Origin of the sequence: Snodgrassella communis, assembly GCF_914768045.1 — a bacterium.
In the GTDB taxonomy this organism is placed as follows: domain Bacteria; phylum Pseudomonadota; class Gammaproteobacteria; order Burkholderiales; family Neisseriaceae; genus Snodgrassella; species Snodgrassella communis.
The window spans coordinates 345,384-361,917 of the sequence record NZ_CAJZCD010000001.1 but is presented as its reverse complement, the minus strand read 5'-3'; the positions used below and the strand labels follow the sequence as shown (position 1 = coordinate 361,917).

The following is a 16,534-nucleotide window of genomic DNA, read 5'->3' as shown; positions in this document are numbered from 1 at the left end:
GCTGCCTTTTTCATGTTTTTTTGAACAAATTATTAATAACACTACTGATTATGTCTGATAACGATAAACTTAAACCGCATCGCGATGCCATAGACCAGATTGATAGCGAAATTTTGCGTTTATTAAATCAGCGTGCCGGCCATGCTCAGGCCATTGGTACGTTAAAAGGAGAAGGAATAATATACCGTCCAGAACGTGAAGCGGCAGTTTTACGCCGAGTACAGGAACAGAATCCGGGGCCATTATCCGGACAGGCGGTTGCCCGTCTACAACGGGCGATTATGAGTGAATGTCTGGCATTAGAACGACCATTAACTGTGGCTTATCTTGGTCCGCAGGGCACGTTTACTGAGCAGGCTGTCATCAAGCACTTTGGTCAGGCAGCACAGACACATCCGTGTGCTTCAATAGAAGAAGGCTTTCGCCTGGTAGAGGCACAGCAGGCAGATTACGTGGTAGCACCCATTGAAAATTCTACTGAGGGTTCAGTGGGGCGCACGCTTGATTTGCTGGTAACCACACCATTAAAAGCCTGTGGTGAAGTTAATTTGCGCATTCATCATCAATTACTGCGTACCGTTGCTTCTGAACAAGGCATCAATAAAGTTTACGCCCATGCTCAGGCACTGGCACAGTGCCGTAACTGGCTGGATAAAAACCTGTCTGAGCAGGTGGCACGGATTGCTGTGGCCAGCAATGCTGAAGCAGCACGGCTGGCGACTGCTGACAGTGGTGCCGCAGCTATTGCCTCACTGATGGCAGCCGACCATTACCAACTCCAGATACTGGCACAGAATATTGAAGATGAACCCAATAATACTACCCGTTTTCTGGTGCTGGGACGTAATATCACCACTAGCAGCGGGCGGGATAAAACTTCGCTGATTGTGGCTGCACCCAATAAGGCTGGTGCTGTACATGATTTACTCCAGCCTTTTGCAGACTATCATGTTTCTATGACTAAACTCGAAAGTCGCCCTAGTCGTGGTGGTTTGTGGGAGTATGTATTTTTTATCGATATTGAAGGCCATCAACAGGATGCAGCAGTGGCCGCAGCACTGACTGCTTTACAGCAGCGGTCGGCATTCCTGAAATTGATTGGTTCTTATCCGCAGGCTGTGATTTAAACGTAAAACAAATATTGACCTGAAACTGGTACAAATTACCTCAGGCATGGAGACAAAATGAGTATGAAAAATATTGTTGTATATTGTGGTTCTAATTTGGGACAGAACAAAGCTTATTTCGATGCTGCACAGCAGTTGGGACAGGAAATGGCACAACAGGGATACCGTCTGGTTTATGGCGGTGGCAATATTGGTCTGATGGGTACAATTGCCACAGCCGTACTGCAACATGGCGGTGAGGCCATTGGTGTGATTCCGAGCTTTCTCAAAAATATGGAAGGCGCGCATCCGGGGCTGACTAAACTGTATGAAACGGCTAATATGACCGAGCGCAAAAACAAAATGATTGAACTGGCTGATGGTTTTATTGCCATGCCCGGTGGTCTGGGCACTTATGAAGAATTGTTTGAAGTGCTATCACAAGCACAGTTAAAGCTGCATCCCCATCCGGTAGGGATTTTGAATGTGGCCGGCTTTTTTGATCCGCTAATCCAGATGTTGCAAAATACTGTGACAGCCGGCTTCATGCCACCAGAAAACATGGATTTACTCTGCTGCGCCACCATTCCGGCAGAACTGTTAGAACAGATGCGTCACTGGCAGCCACGGGATGCTGTGAAATGGGTTACCCCGCAATGGGCACAGCAGATCAGAGAAACGCAATGTTAACTCTGGCACTGCTTAATCATCTTATTCAGCAGAATGTAGAGCTTAAAACACGCTGGCAGCAGCATCAGCAGCGAGTTATTGCACTGGTATTACCTATGCTGACGCTTAAAGGCCGGATTGATGCACAGGGTTTCTGGCAGGAGGATTGTGCCGAAGCTGACACCACAATTACGATTGCATCAAGCGCGCTGAGTAAAATGCTTAGTGGTATACAGCCAGGAGTTGGCGATGTGCACATTAGCGGAGATCATGCACTGGGTATGGCCATTCTGCCACTTATACAAGCATTACAATATGACTGGCGCAATGATCTTACTAGGCTGCTTGGTGATACTGTGGGCGGAAAAGTGGCACAGGAACTGGAAAATCTCTATCAGCATGGCCGTGCAATCAGTCATGGTGTTGCCGCACAGGTGGCTGACTATGCGCGGGAAAGCGATGCTGCGGTGGTGGGACAGCAGCAATTACAGCAGTTTACGGCACAAGTGGAAACATTACGTGACGACAGTGCACGTCTGGCTGCCCGCATTGCCCGCTTGCAGCAGAAGCTTAACTAAATTCCATTCTGCCGGAATAGCACACGAGCCGTTACTGTAGCAAAGAAACGGCTCTGGTATAATTTCAAGAATTTTTACTGAATATCAACGATACATCAATCATGACACAACAACGCAAAATACTGGTTACCTCTGCCTTGCCCTATGCAAATGGAAATATTCATCTGGGGCATATGGTTGAACATATTCAGACTGATATCTGGGTGCGTTTTCAGAAGTCCCGCGGCCATGAATGCTACTACGTCTGCGCGGATGACACGCATGGTACGCCGGTGATGCTGGCGGCACAAAAACAGGGTGTCACACCAGAAGAAATGATTACCAAAATACGGCAGGAGCATCTGGCAGATTTTACTGGTTTTGGTATCGGCTATGATAACTATTACAGTACTCATTCCCCTGAAAATGAAACCTTGTCCCGTAGTATTTATCTGGCTTTGAAAGCAAATGGCAAAATTGAAAGTCGTACCATCGAACAGTTATTTGATCCGGAAAAAAAACTGTTTCTGCCAGACCGTTTTGTTAAAGGTGAATGTCCGAAATGCCATGCGCAGGATCAGTATGGGGACAATTGTGAGGCATGTGGTACTACCTATAGCCCAACCGAACTGATTAATCCGTATTCTGCAATTTCCGGCGCTACTCCAGTGCTGAAAGAATCAGAACATTTCTTCTTCAAGCTCGGGGAATGTGCTGATTATTTGAAACAGTGGACTGCCGGCAGTACTCGGCTAGTTGATGGCCGCCAGCAACCGCATTTGCAGACAGAGGCGCTGAATAAAATGAATGAGTGGCTTCAGGATGGCAACCTGAGCGACTGGGACATTAGCCGCGATGCGCCATATTTCGGTTTTGAAATTCCGGATGCGCCCGGTAAATATTTTTATGTCTGGCTGGATGCACCTATCGGTTACATGGCTTCATTTAAAAATCTATGTGAGCGTATCGGCGTAGATTTTGACCAATGGTTCCGTGCAGATACCGATACCGAAATGTATCATTTTATTGGCAAAGATATTCTGTATTTTCATGCACTGTTCTGGCCGGCAACCCTGCAATATGCCAATCTGCGTGCCCCGACAGGTATATTTGCCCACGGTTTTCTCACCGTAGACGGACAGAAAATGTCCAAATCACGTGGTACTTTCATCACAGCACGCTCCTATCTGGAACAGCGTCTGAATCCGGAATGGTTGCGGTATTATTTTGCAGCCAAACTCAATAGCAAGATTGAAGATCTGGATTTAAATCTGAATGATTTCATCGCCCGCGTTAATAGTGATCTGGTTGGCAAATACGTGAATATTGCTGCCCGTGCTGCTGGGTTTATCAGCAAGCGTTTTCAGGGTAAATTAACCGATGTCAGCAATAGTGAGCTATTGCCACAGTTACAGGCACAAAGTGAAGCCATTGCAGCCAGCTTTGAAGCACGGGAATATGCGCGTGCTTTACGTGAAATCATGGCACTGGCCGATGTAGTGAATGAATATGTGGATGCCAACAAACCGTGGGAGCTGGCACGGCAGGAATGTCAGGAAGTACGTTTGCAACAAGTGTGCAGTGAGCTGATTAATGCTTTCCGTATTCTTACTGTTTATCTGTCGCCAGTATTACCGCAGCTGGCTACTAAAGTAGCCGCTTTTTTGAATGTGGCACCGCTAAGCTGGAATGACAGTATGACTTTACTGCCAGCGGATCACAGCATCAATACCTATCAACATCTGATGCAGCGGGTGGAACAAAAACAAATTGATGATTTGGTAGCAGCTAATCGCCAGAATATTCAGCCAGCGTCAACAGCCGCTACTGCTGCATATGAAGCTGTGGCTGCCACAGCCTCATTTGATGACTTCATGAAAATTGATATGCGTGTAGCCAGAGTGCTGACGTGTGAAAAAGTTGAAGGTAGCAGCAAGCTGCTTAAATTTCAGGTTGATCTTGGTTTTGAGCAGCGTACGATATTTTCTGGTATTGCAGCCAGCTACCCTGAGCCTGAAAAACTGGTTGGGCGCATGGTAATCGTAGTAGCCAATTTTGCGCCACGTAAAATGGCCAAATTTGGTATGTCTGAAGGTATGATAACTTCGGCTGCTGGTAATGGTAAACTGTTTTTGCTGGATGTGGATAGTGGAGCTGAACCGGGTATGAAAGTCGGCTGATTATTCATTCGAAAAAAACAGACCAGTTAATATTAACTGGTCTGTTTTTTTATTTTAAAAGTGATGAGATTGTTAATCTCAGCATCTGTGATATGGTCGCTAAATTTCTGTAATCAGAATCTTATACCTGAATGAAATGATTATTTCAATGCTTCATGCAGGCGCTCTGAATCCAGACCTTTTTCCCAGCGTGCGACAACAATAGTGGCGCAGGCATTGCCAACCAGATTGGTGAGGGCACGGCATTCAGACATAAAGCGGTCAATACCGAGGATCAATGCCATCCCTTCTACCGGTACAGACGGTACAACGGATAATGTGGCAGCTAGTGTGATAAAGCCGGCACCAGTTACCCCTGCTGCACCTTTTGAGCTGAGCATCGCGACCAGCAGCAACAATACCTGCTGTTGCAGTGTCAGATCAATGTTACAAGCCTGCGCAATAAACAGCGCGGCCAAGGTCATATAAATATTCGTACCATCCAGATTGAAAGAATAACCGGTGGGTACCACCAATCCAACAATTGATTTTTTGCAACCGGCATTTTCCATTTTCTGCATCAGCGTCGGCAGCGCAGCTTCAGATGAGCTTGTGCCCAGTACCAATAACAGCTCTTCCTTAATATACTTCACCAACTTGATGATAGAAAAGCCGTTATAACGGGCTACCGCACCCAGAACAATCAGAATAAACAGTACTGAGGATATATAGAAGGTTAAAATTAGATAAAGCAGATTGCCAATAGAGTCAATACCGTACTTACCAATAGTAAAGGCCATGGCGCCAAATGCCCCTACCGGTGCTGCGCGCATCAGAATGGATACCATTTTGAAAACCGGTGCAGACAAATCATGAAAGATATTGATCAGCGGACGGGCTTTTTCACCAATCATTGCCAGAGAAACGCCAAACAAAATAGCAATAAACAGGGTTTGCAGGATATTGCCATTGGTAAGCGGGCTCATTACAGTGGTTGGAATGATATCCATCAGAAAACCAGTTAGACTGGATTCATGCGATTTTTGCACATATTCATGAACTTTAGTACTTTGCAGGGTTGTCGGGTCAATATTCAGACCATGTCCCGGTTGGGCAATATTAGCCACAAGCAACCCTATCGCCAGAGCCAGAGTAGAAAAAGTCAGAAAATAAACCATAGCCTTGCCAGCGACGCGCCCCATGGTTTTCATATTATTCATCTCGGCGATACCAGTTACCACTGTGAGGAAAATAACCGGAGAGATGATCATTTTGACTAATTTGATGAAGGCATCGCCTAAAGGCTTCATGCTTTCGCCAATACTGGGGAAAAAATTACCAAGTAAAATGCCAATAATAATGGCGATAATTACCTGTATATACAGAATCTGATACCACCGCTGTTTCTTTGGTGGTGGATTCATTTCCTCAATTTCGAGTGGTAACATGTTAATCTTTCAAAAACTTGTGTTTAAAGACTACCGCGTTTCAAAGTTATTATGAATAATGTAAGACATTATTCGCAGATTATAAAGCCTACATAACTTTACGGAAAAGCATTATTAATAACTAAATAATAAACAGGCGGTCAAAAAGTGCATACTATAAAGGATTTTTTCATAAAAACATCAGTTTGGCAAAGATTTAATTCCATTTACAATAATTTGTTTTTATATGCAAAGAATCAATATTATCCTTTAGATTGTAACAAAATTTATTTGGCATAATTCGGTTTGATTGTAGAAAAACCGTCTGCTCATAATTGAACAAACGGTTTTAAAAATATGGTCGGAGTGAAAGGATTCGAACCTTCGACCCCCTCGTCCCGAACGAGGTGCGCTACCGGGCTGCGCTACACTCCGAAATAAGCTGTGCATTATAGGCAGTGATGTGCACCTTGACAAGAGTGAGGTACAAGTTATTTCTAAAAAATGTCAATCAGGTATCAACCAGCATACAGCACAAACAGGCATGGTCTTTTTTTTAGTTGCGGCAGTACTTTCATGCTTTTCCATGTTGCAATACTCTGACTAATAATGGTTTGAGTGGGCATAGTTAAATCAGCTGCAATACACAAACAGGTTTGCGGATGCAAGCTGGCAATGGCATCTGCCAGTAAAGCATCATTGCGGTAAGGCGTTTCAATGAAAAGCTGGGTTTCATTTTCCTGCCGTGAACGGTTTTCCAGCGCGCGCAGGCGTTCAATGCGCGCATTCTTCTCCGCAGGCAGATAGCCCTTAAAGGCAAAACACTGTCCGTTGGTGCCAGAGGCCATCAGTGCCAGCATAATGCTGGAAGGGCCAACCAGCGGCATAACAGTAAAACCAGCCTGATGTGCCAGTGCCACCAGTTGTGCACCAGGATCAGCTACTGCCGGGCAACCGGCTTCACTGAGTAAGCCCATACTGCGCCCAGCATGTAACGGTTGTAATAATGCAGCAATATCGCGCTCTGCCGTGTGTTCATTCAGCGTACGCAGATTCAGTTCGCGAATCGGCGTGTGTACACCAAATGCCTTTAAGTGGGCACGTGCCGTTTTTTCGGCTTCAACAACAAAATCGGTCAGCCTAACAATATTTTCCTGTTCATGCGCAAGTAGACAGGGCGTATCAGCCATTCCTAGCGGGGTAGGAATCAGATAGAGTATGGGACTGTTCATAAAATATTTATTCCTTCAGCCAGCAGAAAGTCCACCAGACGAAAAACCGGTAAACCAATCAGCGCATTCGGGTCTGAGCTTTCAATGCGTTCAATCAGCAGAGCACCCAGTCCTTCACTTTTGGCTGCACCAGCACAGTGCACCGCATCAGGCTCCAACGTCAGATAACAATTGATCTGCGCATCTGTTAACGTACGCATCACAACGCGCGTTTCATCAATATGCTGATGCAGACGGTTTTTAGCAGTATTCAGTACCGTTAGTGCACTGTAAAACCTCACCTCCTGACCACTCAAATAGTGTAACATCTGTTGTGCTTTTGCTACGGTGAGTGGTTTGCCCAGTTGCTGTTCGCGACACCAGGCAACCTGATCGCAGCCGATAATCAGTGCATCCGGATAAAGACTGGCCAGAGATTGAGCTTTACCGCTGGCTAGACGTAAGGCTGTCTGTGGAGCGGTTTCAGCAGGTAGAGGCGTTTCCTCAAAATCTGGCCTAACTGCGTCAAAAGGGATACGTAATTGCTGAAGTTGCTGCTGGCGAAAACGTGAACTGGAAGCCAGAATCAGCTTTTTATCACTCGGCATAGATGCGAACTCATTGACATTATAAAGCTTAAATTATATCATCCGCCGTTTATGTTAGACCCTATTTTGATTGATACGGCCACGTTCACACATGAACAGCAGCAACGCTGTGGTCAATTGCAGCTTCAGGCGCTTGACCGGCGAGTTTGGTCACATGAACTTTTGGCGCAACGCGACGGCAATATCCAGTATAAAATCAGCGGTGGAATTGATCGCTGGCAGCGTCCTTTTATTGATATCAGCATAGAAGGTGAGTTGCAGCTGGTGTGTCAGCGCTGTTTACAGGCAGTTTCCTGGGCGCTGAATGACCAGTCGCATATAGTGCTTTTTGCCAGCGAACAGTTGCTGGACGAGGCTATGGCCGCTGATGGATCACTTGAAGGCGCGGTATGGAGTGCAGAATATGATTTGGCTGCACTGGTGGAAGACCAAATTTTAATGGCGATTCCAGTTGCACCGCGACATGAAGATTGTGATCACACTCTGGCAATACAAACCAATCAAGACTCTGGCAATCCTTTTGCCAGACTGGCAGGACTGAAAAGCGGCCACTAACGAATTAACTTAAATTTCCCAGGAGCTTTAACATGGCAGTACAGCAAAACAAAAAATCCCCTTCAAAACGCGGTATGCACCGCTCACACGATGGTCTAACCGCCGTACAGGTTTCTACTGACACCACAACTGGTGAAGTACATCTGCGTCATCATATTTCTCCAAACGGTATGTACCGTGGACGCAAAGTAATCAAAGCCAAAGGTGAATAAATCACTTCTGTGATTATTCAATGCGTATGAAAGCCAGACATTGCAGTAGCAATCACTGGCTTTTTTGTATCCATTATTAGCAGGTAATTCAACCTGTTTAAGATAAAATACTTTCACTTTCCCAGCAGCCATCAGTGGCCTGCTCTTTATATTGACCCGGGTTTCCCATGAAAAAAATCTGGTATAACTACGAAGACATACATCGTGCCATCCAACAGCTGGCTGAAAAGATACAGAAATCAGGACATTCATTTGATGCAATGATTGCTATCGGTGGCGGTGGATTTATTCCGGCACGTATACTGCGTAGCTTTCTGAATATTCCTGTATACACCGTTACTTTATCTTATTATGATATCAACGATTGTCCGACCGATTGTCCGCAGAAAATTCAATGGACAAATGGTTTTGACGAGAAAATGAAAGACAAGAAACTACTGATTGTCGACGAAGTGGATGACAGTCGAGCCACGCTCGAATATTGCATTCGTGAATTACAGCATGAAGGTTTTCAGCAGCTGGGCGTTGCCGTACTGCACGAAAAACGTAAACCCAAAAAAGGGGTATTGCCAGCAGATTTACCTTTCTATAGTGCAATACAGGTAGATGACTGGTGGATTAATTATCCTTGGGATGCACTTGATATTGATGAGCACTATGAGAACGTTGCAGCCCAAACCACACCTGAGGCATAACATATGACCTTAAAAACCATCGCAGTTGATGCAATGGGCGGCGATTTTGGACTGGATGTTACCATTCCGGGAGCGCTGACTTTTTTACAGCAGCAAACAGATGCAGCACTGATTCTTGTTGGTGATGAAACTAAAATCAGAAACGCATTAACCAAAGCCAGCGCTTCTATGGAGCGAATTACCATCTGTCCTGCCAGTGAAGTAGTAGGCATGGATGAAGAACCAACGTCTGCGCTCAAGAATAAAAAAGATTCCTCCATGCGTGTGGCCATTAACCAGATTAAAGAAGGGCAGGCACAGGCTGCCGTCTCGGCCGGTAATACTGGTGCCCTAATGGCAACTGCACGCTTTGTATTGAAAACTATTGCCGGTATTGATCGTCCGGCTATTGCCAAGTTTTTACCCGGGCGCAATAATCACGTTACACTGGTACTTGATCTTGGTGCTAACGTTGATTGCAGTAGTACCCAGCTTTTGCAGTTTGCTATTGCGGGCAGCCAGCAGGTGGCAGCACTGTCGCCTGAAAATATCCGTCCGCGGGTAGGCTTGCTCAATGTTGGTACCGAAGACATCAAAGGTAATGCTGCCGTCAAAGAAACACATCAGCTTTTACAGCGCAGCAATCTGAATTTTGTTGGTAATGTTGAAGGTAATGCTATTTTTACGGCCGAAGTCGATGTACTTGTAGTCGATGGTTTTACCGGCAATGCCATGCTGAAAAGTATTGAAGGTGCAGTTAAGTTCATTGGTACGGTTGTTAAAGAGGAATTTACTCGTAGCTGGTTCAACAAACTGGCCGCTATAATTGCATTGCCGACATTGAAAAGCTTTAAGCGGCGTCTGGATCCGCGGCGCTTCAATGGTGCCATTTTCCTTGGCCTGCGAGGCGTAGTAGTCAAAAGCCATGGTGGCACCGATGCCACAGGCTTCTGTTTCGCACTGCAAGAGGCCTATAAGGCTATCAAGGCAGATTCAATTACGAAAATTCAGGCTGGCGTAGCACAGCAACTGACTGCGCTGGAAGAATAAATCACCCTGTTACAAAGGCAGACAAGTTAAATGACTTTGTTTAAAATGTGGCCTTTGTTGTAAATAAAGACTATGCCATGCTAAATGCTCATATTCTAGGCACAGGCAGTTATCTGCCTGCACGCCGTCTGTCCAATGATGACCTGAGCAAAATCGTTGATACCTCTGATGAGTGGATCGCCACACGCACAGGAATCAGAGCGCGCCATATTGCTGCTGAAAATGAACAGACCAGCGATCTGGCTGTTGCCGCAGCACAGGCCGCACTGGTCGATGCTGCCATAGCTGCAGAAGACATCGATCTGATTATTGTTGCTACATCAACGCCAGATATGACATTTCCGGCTACAGCCTGCATCGTACAGAACAAACTTGGTATTTCCGGTTGTCCGGCATTTGATGTTCAGGCAGTCTGTGCCGGTTTTATGTATGCAATGGCAACCGCCAACGCCTATATCAAAAGCGGTATGGCGAGCAAAGCACTGGTTATTGGCGCTGAAACTTTTAGCCGCCTACTAGACTGGAATGACCGGCGTACCTGTGTCCTGTTTGGGGATGGTGCTGGTGCCGTGGTTCTGGGTGCGTCTGAACAGGAGGGCGGTATCATCAAAACCAGATTGCAGGCAGATGGTGGTTATAGCCATATCTTGCAAACACCCGGAAAAATCGCTGCCGGCAATATTGAAGGATCACCCTATCTTTATATGGATGGGCAGGCTGTATATAAATTTGCAGTTAAGGCACTGGCCAATATTGCCAAAGAAGTTATTGAAGAATCCGGTTTGCAGCCAGCTGATATAGACTGGATTATTCCGCATCAGGCCAATCTGCGTATTATCGAATCCACTGCTCGCCATCTGGGCATACCGATGGACAAAGTCATTGTTACGCTGGCAGAGCAGGGTAATACCTCAGCTGCCTCTATTCCATTGGCACTGGATGAAGGGATTAAAAGCGGCCGCATCCAGCGTGGTCAGACATTATTGCTAGAAGGTATTGGCGGAGGCTTTGCCTGGGGTGCGATTACCCTGAAATACTAATACCGTTTTTATCAGAGTCGCATTATGCTACCACAATCAGCATTAGCCGGTATGTATCCGGTTATCATGTCTCCTAGCCATGATGGCCGTTACTTTGGTAATTATGTGCAGTCGTTGCTGGATTTAGTGGCTGCGCATACTCGTGCTGGGTTCCCGATACAGGTATTCATGCATCAGGGTGAAAGCCTGATTACCCGGGCACGCAATAATTGTGTAGCTAAATTTCTGGCACATCCAGAGTGGACACACCTATGCTGGATTGATACCGACATCGGTTTTTCACCGGAAGCATTTCAGCGACTGTTATTGGCAGATCGCGATATTGTTGCCGGCGTGTACCCGCTCAAGCGAGAATCATGGCCGGCAGATGGTATTGATGCACATATGAACCAGCAGCAGTTCAATGCCACCTATACACGCTATGCCATCAATATCAGCCGGGCAGATGCCAATAATGAAGTGCATGTGCAGATAGATGATGAAGGTTTTATTGAGCTTCCAGAGGCACCAACCGGATTCATGGTGATTAAGCGTGAGGTCTTTACCCGTTTAATGAAAGCTTATCCTGAACTGCAATATCAGCCTGATTGCCCCAGTGTTGATAATCAGGGTTATCATTATCGTTTTTATGACTGTCTGGTTGACCCAGTAACCAAACGTTATTTGTCTGAGGATTTCAGTTTCTGCCGTTTGTGGAATCTGCTGGGCGGTAAAGTTTATATTGATGCACGCTCCAATCTGACTCATATGGGTAATAAAATCTATCAGGGGCCGTTTGCTCAATCACTGGAAGCTAGCCTGAATTATGCAATAGGTGCACCAGCTGGTGCCAAAATGTTTCTGCACCACAATCAACCCTTACAGGCCAACCAGTCTCCATCAAAATAATTGTCTCAATATTAGTTCCATTCAAATCAAGGAAGACCATGAATATTGCTTTTTTCTTTCCCGGTCAGGGGTCACAAAGCCTCAATATGATGGCCGGTTTCAACGACATGGCCATTGTCAAAGAAACATTCCAACAGGCCTCGGCAGCACTTGATCAGGATTTATGGGCACTGATGAATGGTGAAGATAACACTGCCCTGAATGAAACCGTTAATACCCAGCCGCTGATGCTGACTGCTGGTATTGCAAGCTGGCATGTCTATCAACAACTGCACGGACTGAGACCAGTGATGCTGGCAGGCCATAGTCTGGGCGAATACACCGCTCTGGTTGCAGCAGGTAGTCTGGGCTTTAATGATGCTGTCAAACTGGTTCGCCTGCGTGCCCAGCTAATGCAGGAAGCTGTTCCAACTGGTCAAGGTGCAATGGCAGCAATACTGGGGTTAGATGATGATATCGTGCGTCAGGTTTGCTTACAGGCGCAAAATGAATTATCAGGTACCGTTGCCGAAGCAGTAAACTATAATTCGCCCGGTCAGGTGGTAATAGCCGGAAGTACTACGGCTATCTCCCGTGCCTGTGAGCTGGCTAAAGCGGCTGGTGCCAAACGTGCTCTGCCTTTACCAGTATCTGTACCTTCTCACTGTCGTCTGATGAAGCCGGCTGCCGACAAACTGGCTGTGGCTCTGGCACAGATTAAAATTGAGACACCACAGATTCCGGTATTACATAACGTGGATGTTGCCGCACATTCTGAGCCGGAAGCAATTAAACAGGCGCTGGTGCAGCAGTTGTATTCACCTGTGCGCTGGACAGAAACAGTGCGCAAACTGGTGGCAGAAGGTATTACTGAGTTTGCTGAATGTGGTCCGGGTAAAGTACTGGCCGGTCTGGCCAAGCGAATTGATAAAAGTGCCAGCTGTACAGCTTTAACTAGTGTAGAAAATATGGAAAGTTTCATTGCTGCGCATTCTGCCAGCTAAAGGAAAGAATAATGAATCAGGATTTAACAGGTAAAATCGCTCTGGTAACGGGTGCTACCCGAGGAATTGGTTCTGCCATTGCCCGGTCGCTGGCTGAAAAAGGTGCTAAGGTAATTGGCACAGCGACTTCTGCTAGTGGTGTAGACAGTATTAATCAGGCATTGGCTGATGTCGGCGGAGAAGGGCGGGAATTACGCATTGCTGAGGAAAACAGTATTGAAAATCTGATTGCGGATATCGAGAGTAATATTGGCAATATTGCGATACTGGTGAACAATGCTGGTATCACCCGCGATAACCTTCTGATGCGCATGAAAGAAGCAGAGTGGGATGAAATCATGCAAATCAACCTGAAATCAGCCTTTCGTGCCAGCAAAGCTGTAACGCGCAGTATGATGAAAGCACGCTGGGGTCGGATTATCAATGTGACTTCCGTGATTGGCTTTATGGGTAATGCCGGTCAGACAAATTATGCTGCTGCTAAGGCCGGACTGGTTGGATTTAGTAAATCCATGGCGCGCGAAGTTGGTTCGCGTGGTATTACCGTAAACTGTGTTGCACCCGGATTTATCGAAACTGATATGACAAAAGCTTTGCCGCAGGAGCAACGAGATTTTTATGCAGCACAAACTGCGCTGAATTGTTTGGGTACTGTGGAAGATGTGGCCGCAGCCGTATTGTTTCTGGCTAGTGAGGACGCACGCTACATCACAGGACAAACACTACATGTTAACGGCGGAATGCTTATGCCCTAACTGCTACAAAGCCATTTTGTACAATAAGTACAAAATGGCTTTGATGTAAAAAGAATGATTAAATTGAAAAATCTTCTTCGAAAGAAGAATGCAGTGCAGATTCAATTCGGGCACGGGTTAGCCCCGGAGCGAACAAGGCCAGAAATTCATAGCCAAAGCCACGCAGATATACATCCTGTCTGAGTATTATTTGCGAGAATGAAGGCTCAAATAAATGCTCAGCACTGATCAGCTGTAAACCCTGATCCAATCTGCTGTCAAAAGCCATACTGGCCAGTAGTCCAATACCTAAGCCTTGTGCTACATAAGTTTTTATGACATCCGTATCAGCTGAAGCCAGTACTACTCTGGGTAAGTTGCAATCTTCTTGAGCAAAGGCGCGGGCGATTTTGGATTCTTCACTGAAAGCAATATCATAGGTAATGAGCGGATAAGCAGCAATGTCCTCCAGTCTCAATGGCCGTTTCAGACTCAACAGGGGATGATTATCGGGGACAATAATACTACGGTTCCATGCCCCACAACTCAGTTTACGCAATTCAGGGTGTTCAATTTCTATTTCCATGCCAATAGCAAAATCTACCTCTCCATCAAGAACCATGTGGGTGATGATTTTCGGGCTGGCTGTCTGGATATTTAACTGAACCTGAGGATAGCGTTTAACAAAGGCGGATACCACTTCAGGTAAATCATAACGCGCTAGTGTATGAGTAGTGGCAATGGTTAGAGAACCAATATTCTGGTCGGCAAACTCTGTGCCAATTTGCTTAATATTTTGTACTTCACGTAAAATTCGTTCGGCAGTTTCCAGCACAATTTTGCCAGGTGCCGTTACTGCTACCATACGTTTGCCGTGACGGATAAAGAGTGGTACCCCAAGTTCTTCTTCCAACATGCGAATCTGTTTGGAAATACCCGGCTGCGAAGTGAACAGCACTTCAGCTGCCTCTGAGACATTCAGATTCTGACGATAAACTTCAACTGCATAACGTAACTGTTGCAGCTTCATATTGTTTCTGCCCCCTTTAAGTTTAGCGTTGTTTTAATTGTCGCTCAAATACAACAAAAAAGCTTCGTTATCTACATCATAACGCAATTTACCCATTCTGACATGAAACATCTTCACTTGCGACTGGACAAATTTACAAGTTAATCAGCTTGCTGCGAGCGATCAGGCCAATAGAAGCTTGCTTGTTGTTTTAATGCAACTTAATCTGAGTAAAGGCACGAATTTAGTTGTAAATAAGTGACACAAAGCTATTTTTTAGGCATGATGCAAAGTTAGGAAGCGGGTCGTCTAGCAGCTTCGCCTTGGTGGTTTGCGTATTGACAGTTTATGCTGTGGTTTTTATAGTATAGACCTGATTTACCAAGCTACCCGCCCGGTTTGAGCGGCCTGTAAATGGTATTTGTGTTTTGATCAGGCGAATTTAATGCTGAATCAACACATAACAAATTTTTTGATGAGGGAATAACATGACCAAACAGCTAAAATTGAGCGCATTGATCGTTGCTATGGCTGCTTCAACTGCCGCTTTTGCCAATGGTGTTGTACCGGGTGCCAACTGGACCGGTGAACCTGCTGGTACTTATAATGGCTATACTACTAGTTCTGCTCCTGAAAAAGGAACAGGTGAAATTCTTGTCACTCGCGAAAATGGTGCTGATGGTACACCTGAATGTGTGAAAAACCGTTTCAATAACGATAATGAACCTACATTGGGCAACAACTGTGGTCACCCAATGGTGGTTGCTCAGGCTGCACCACAAGCACCTAGATTTGTTGATGAAACTGTATCTTTGTCTGCTAACTTCCTGTTTGGCTTTGATAAAGATACTTTGCGTTCGGAAGCAATTGATACTCTGAATCAATTGGCTAGCCGTCTGGCTGACAGCAGCGTACAGGCTGTACGTGTTGAAGGTCACACCGACTTTAAAGGTTCTGAAGCTTATAATCAGGCTTTGTCTGAGCGTCGTGCTCATGCTGTTGCTCAGTATCTGGTTTCCAAAGGCGTTTCTGCTGAGAAAATCTCTGCAGTTGGCTTAGGTAAATCTGAAGCTCGCATGACCGAATCTTGTCAGGCTGAAGTTGCCAGACTGGGCAAAAAAGTTTCAGCAGCTAAGAAACGTGCTGCTTTGATCGAGTGTATCGCACCTGATCGCCGCGTAGACGTTAAAATCCGTACTATGGTAGCTAAAAAAGTTAGATAACTTTTTACCTTAGTAATAAAAAAACCCTGCTTTAAGCAGGGTTTTTTTATTACTGATAAATTGGATAACTTTAGAATGTTTTTTATTATAACTTAATGATTCTAATAAAAATGTTTAATTATTTCATTAGTTTAACTCTACTATATATACTATTAGATAGTGCTCTTTTTAAATTTTCTTAAAATAAATTATTAATATATGTTATTATGAGAAGATTAGATAACTTAATGTAAATAAAATATTGGTCAGTTTTAATCGTATTCCTGATGTTTCCAATAAATGCTTTAAGTATATGTAATTGTTACTTAGGCAAAACAGGGGAATGCTGATTGATTTGCAATCTATTGTATTCAAAAAAATTAAGCTCTGAATAATGATAAATTTATATAGAACCCAATTTAATATCGCTTCAATTATCAAACATTCGAG

The 16,534-nt window shown here is 45.2% G+C and carries 17 protein-coding genes and 1 tRNA gene; 13 read left to right on the top strand and 5 right to left on the bottom strand.

What is annotated here, in order from left to right; genetic code table 11:
• The first annotated feature begins 50 nt into the window (after nt 1–50).
• From pheA to metG, 4 genes are all read left to right on the top strand, one after another.
• A complete protein-coding gene (gene pheA, locus MJ761_RS01625) occupies nt 51–1,127 on the top strand; it encodes a prephenate dehydratase (protein WP_093093121.1) in 1,077 nt (358 codons plus the stop codon).
• A 57-nt stretch (nt 1,128–1,184) separates the two neighbouring features.
• Nucleotides 1,185–1,796, top strand: a complete 612-nt coding sequence (locus tag MJ761_RS01620) for an LOG family protein (protein ID WP_306807125.1) — start codon at nt 1,185–1,187, stop codon at nt 1,794–1,796.
• Nucleotides 1,790–2,353, top strand: a complete 564-nt coding sequence (locus tag MJ761_RS01615) for a ubiquinone biosynthesis accessory factor UbiJ (protein WP_093093034.1) — start codon at nt 1,790–1,792, stop codon at nt 2,351–2,353. The genes MJ761_RS01620 and MJ761_RS01615 overlap by 7 nt, the downstream gene beginning before the upstream one ends.
• Before the next feature lie 101 nt (nt 2,354–2,454).
• Nucleotides 2,455–4,512 (top strand): methionine--tRNA ligase, encoded by a 2,058-nt coding sequence (gene metG, locus MJ761_RS01610; protein ID WP_093093036.1) that lies wholly within the window; start codon nt 2,455–2,457, stop codon nt 4,510–4,512.
• Between the two features lie 140 nt (nt 4,513–4,652).
• On the opposite strand, the gene MJ761_RS01605 is transcribed toward metG, so the two are convergent.
• The 4 genes from MJ761_RS01605 to MJ761_RS01590 all read right to left on the bottom strand — a co-directional run bounded on the left by MJ761_RS01605 (nt 4,653) and on the right by MJ761_RS01590 (nt 7,737).
• Nucleotides 4,653–5,939, bottom strand: coding sequence for a dicarboxylate/amino acid:cation symporter (locus MJ761_RS01605; RefSeq protein WP_037404778.1), 1,287 nt, complete (start codon nt 5,937–5,939; stop codon nt 4,653–4,655).
• Between the two features lie 337 nt (nt 5,940–6,276).
• Nucleotides 6,277–6,353: transfer RNA gene (locus MJ761_RS01600), tRNA-Pro, on the bottom strand.
• Nucleotides 6,354–6,436: 83 nt separating this feature from the next.
• Complete coding sequence (locus tag MJ761_RS01595) at nt 6,437–7,150, bottom strand: SAM-dependent methyltransferase (RefSeq protein ID WP_093093038.1); 714 nt, start codon at nt 7,148–7,150, stop codon at nt 6,437–6,439.
• The gene (locus tag MJ761_RS01590; protein ID WP_093093040.1) at nt 7,147–7,737 is read right to left on the bottom strand and encodes a Maf family protein; all 591 of its coding nucleotides are present in this window, start codon (nt 7,735–7,737) and stop codon (nt 7,147–7,149) included. The genes MJ761_RS01595 and MJ761_RS01590 overlap by 4 nt, the downstream gene beginning before the upstream one ends.
• 51 nt (nt 7,738–7,788) lie before the next feature.
• On the opposite strand from MJ761_RS01590, the gene MJ761_RS01585 reads away from it, so the two are divergent.
• From MJ761_RS01585 to fabG, 8 genes are all read left to right on the top strand, one after another.
• Nucleotides 7,789–8,292 (top strand): YceD family protein, encoded by a 504-nt coding sequence (locus tag MJ761_RS01585; RefSeq protein WP_093093042.1) that lies wholly within the window; start codon nt 7,789–7,791, stop codon nt 8,290–8,292.
• 32 nt (nt 8,293–8,324) lie between these two features.
• A complete protein-coding gene (rpmF, locus tag MJ761_RS01580; RefSeq protein ID WP_037404788.1) occupies nt 8,325–8,504 on the top strand; it encodes a 50S ribosomal protein L32 in 180 nt (59 codons plus the stop codon).
• A 167-nt stretch (nt 8,505–8,671) separates the two neighbouring features.
• Entirely contained in the window at nt 8,672–9,199 is a 528-nt protein-coding gene (locus MJ761_RS01575; RefSeq protein ID WP_093093044.1) for a phosphoribosyltransferase, read from the top strand.
• Nucleotides 9,200–9,202: 3 nt separating this feature from the next.
• Nucleotides 9,203–10,228 carry a phosphate acyltransferase PlsX gene (plsX, locus tag MJ761_RS01570; protein WP_093093046.1) on the top strand — a complete coding sequence of 342 codons (1,026 nt, stop codon included), beginning with the start codon at nt 9,203–9,205 and terminating at the stop codon, nt 10,226–10,228.
• Between the two features lie 77 nt (nt 10,229–10,305).
• On the top strand, nt 10,306–11,268 hold the full coding sequence (locus tag MJ761_RS01565; protein WP_093093123.1) for a beta-ketoacyl-ACP synthase III: 963 nt from the start codon (nt 10,306–10,308) through the stop codon (nt 11,266–11,268).
• Between the two features lie 24 nt (nt 11,269–11,292).
• Nucleotides 11,293–12,156: a hypothetical protein gene (locus MJ761_RS01560; protein WP_093093048.1), complete on the top strand. Its 864-nt coding sequence runs from the start codon at nt 11,293–11,295 to the stop codon at nt 12,154–12,156.
• 38 nt (nt 12,157–12,194) lie between these two features.
• Nucleotides 12,195–13,139 (top strand): ACP S-malonyltransferase, encoded by a 945-nt coding sequence (gene fabD / locus MJ761_RS01555; RefSeq protein ID WP_093093050.1) that lies wholly within the window; start codon nt 12,195–12,197, stop codon nt 13,137–13,139.
• A gap of 8 nt (nt 13,140–13,147) precedes the next feature.
• Nucleotides 13,148–13,894, top strand: coding sequence for a 3-oxoacyl-ACP reductase FabG (fabG, locus tag MJ761_RS01550; RefSeq protein ID WP_093093052.1), 747 nt, complete (start codon nt 13,148–13,150; stop codon nt 13,892–13,894).
• Between the two features lie 58 nt (nt 13,895–13,952).
• Here the strand turns inward: fabG and MJ761_RS01545 are convergent, their stop codons facing one another.
• Nucleotides 13,953–14,903 carry a CysB family HTH-type transcriptional regulator gene (locus MJ761_RS01545; protein WP_093093054.1) on the bottom strand — a complete coding sequence of 317 codons (951 nt, stop codon included), beginning with the start codon at nt 14,901–14,903 and terminating at the stop codon, nt 13,953–13,955.
• A 467-nt stretch (nt 14,904–15,370) separates the two neighbouring features.
• On the opposite strand from MJ761_RS01545, the gene MJ761_RS01540 reads away from it, so the two are divergent.
• Complete coding sequence (locus MJ761_RS01540; RefSeq protein ID WP_093093056.1) at nt 15,371–16,105, top strand: OmpA family protein; 735 nt, start codon at nt 15,371–15,373, stop codon at nt 16,103–16,105.
• The last annotated feature ends 429 nt before the right edge of the window (nt 16,106–16,534 follow it).

What these genes read in the sequence shown, in the direction of transcription:
- rpmF (WP_037404788.1), top strand. Translation starts at nt 8,325, where the DNA reads ATGGCAGTACAGCAAAACAAAAAATCCCCTTCAAAACGCGGTATGCAC.
- MJ761_RS01620 (WP_306807125.1), top strand. Translation starts at nt 1,185, where the DNA reads ATGAGTATGAAAAATATTGTTGTATATTGTGGTTCTAATTTGGGACAG.
- MJ761_RS01575 (WP_093093044.1), top strand. Translation starts at nt 8,672, where the DNA reads ATGAAAAAAATCTGGTATAACTACGAAGACATACATCGTGCCATCCAA.
- MJ761_RS01595 (WP_093093038.1), bottom strand. Translation starts at nt 7,150, where the DNA reads ATGAACAGTCCCATACTCTATCTGATTCCTACCCCGCTAGGAATGGCT.
- MJ761_RS01605 (WP_037404778.1), bottom strand. Translation starts at nt 5,939, where the DNA reads ATGTTACCACTCGAAATTGAGGAAATGAATCCACCACCAAAGAAACAG.
- MJ761_RS01540 (WP_093093056.1), top strand. Translation starts at nt 15,371, where the DNA reads ATGACCAAACAGCTAAAATTGAGCGCATTGATCGTTGCTATGGCTGCT.
- MJ761_RS01545 (WP_093093054.1), bottom strand. Translation starts at nt 14,903, where the DNA reads ATGAAGCTGCAACAGTTACGTTATGCAGTTGAAGTTTATCGTCAGAAT.
- MJ761_RS01615 (WP_093093034.1), top strand. Translation starts at nt 1,790, where the DNA reads ATGTTAACTCTGGCACTGCTTAATCATCTTATTCAGCAGAATGTAGAG.
- MJ761_RS01565 (WP_093093123.1), top strand. Translation starts at nt 10,306, where the DNA reads ATGCTAAATGCTCATATTCTAGGCACAGGCAGTTATCTGCCTGCACGC.
- metG (WP_093093036.1), top strand. Translation starts at nt 2,455, where the DNA reads ATGACACAACAACGCAAAATACTGGTTACCTCTGCCTTGCCCTATGCA.
- plsX (WP_093093046.1), top strand. Translation starts at nt 9,203, where the DNA reads ATGACCTTAAAAACCATCGCAGTTGATGCAATGGGCGGCGATTTTGGA.
- MJ761_RS01590 (WP_093093040.1), bottom strand. Translation starts at nt 7,737, where the DNA reads ATGCCGAGTGATAAAAAGCTGATTCTGGCTTCCAGTTCACGTTTTCGC.
- fabD (WP_093093050.1), top strand. Translation starts at nt 12,195, where the DNA reads ATGAATATTGCTTTTTTCTTTCCCGGTCAGGGGTCACAAAGCCTCAAT.
- pheA (WP_093093121.1), top strand. Translation starts at nt 51, where the DNA reads ATGTCTGATAACGATAAACTTAAACCGCATCGCGATGCCATAGACCAG.
- MJ761_RS01585 (WP_093093042.1), top strand. Translation starts at nt 7,789, where the DNA reads ATGTTAGACCCTATTTTGATTGATACGGCCACGTTCACACATGAACAG.
- MJ761_RS01560 (WP_093093048.1), top strand. Translation starts at nt 11,293, where the DNA reads ATGCTACCACAATCAGCATTAGCCGGTATGTATCCGGTTATCATGTCT.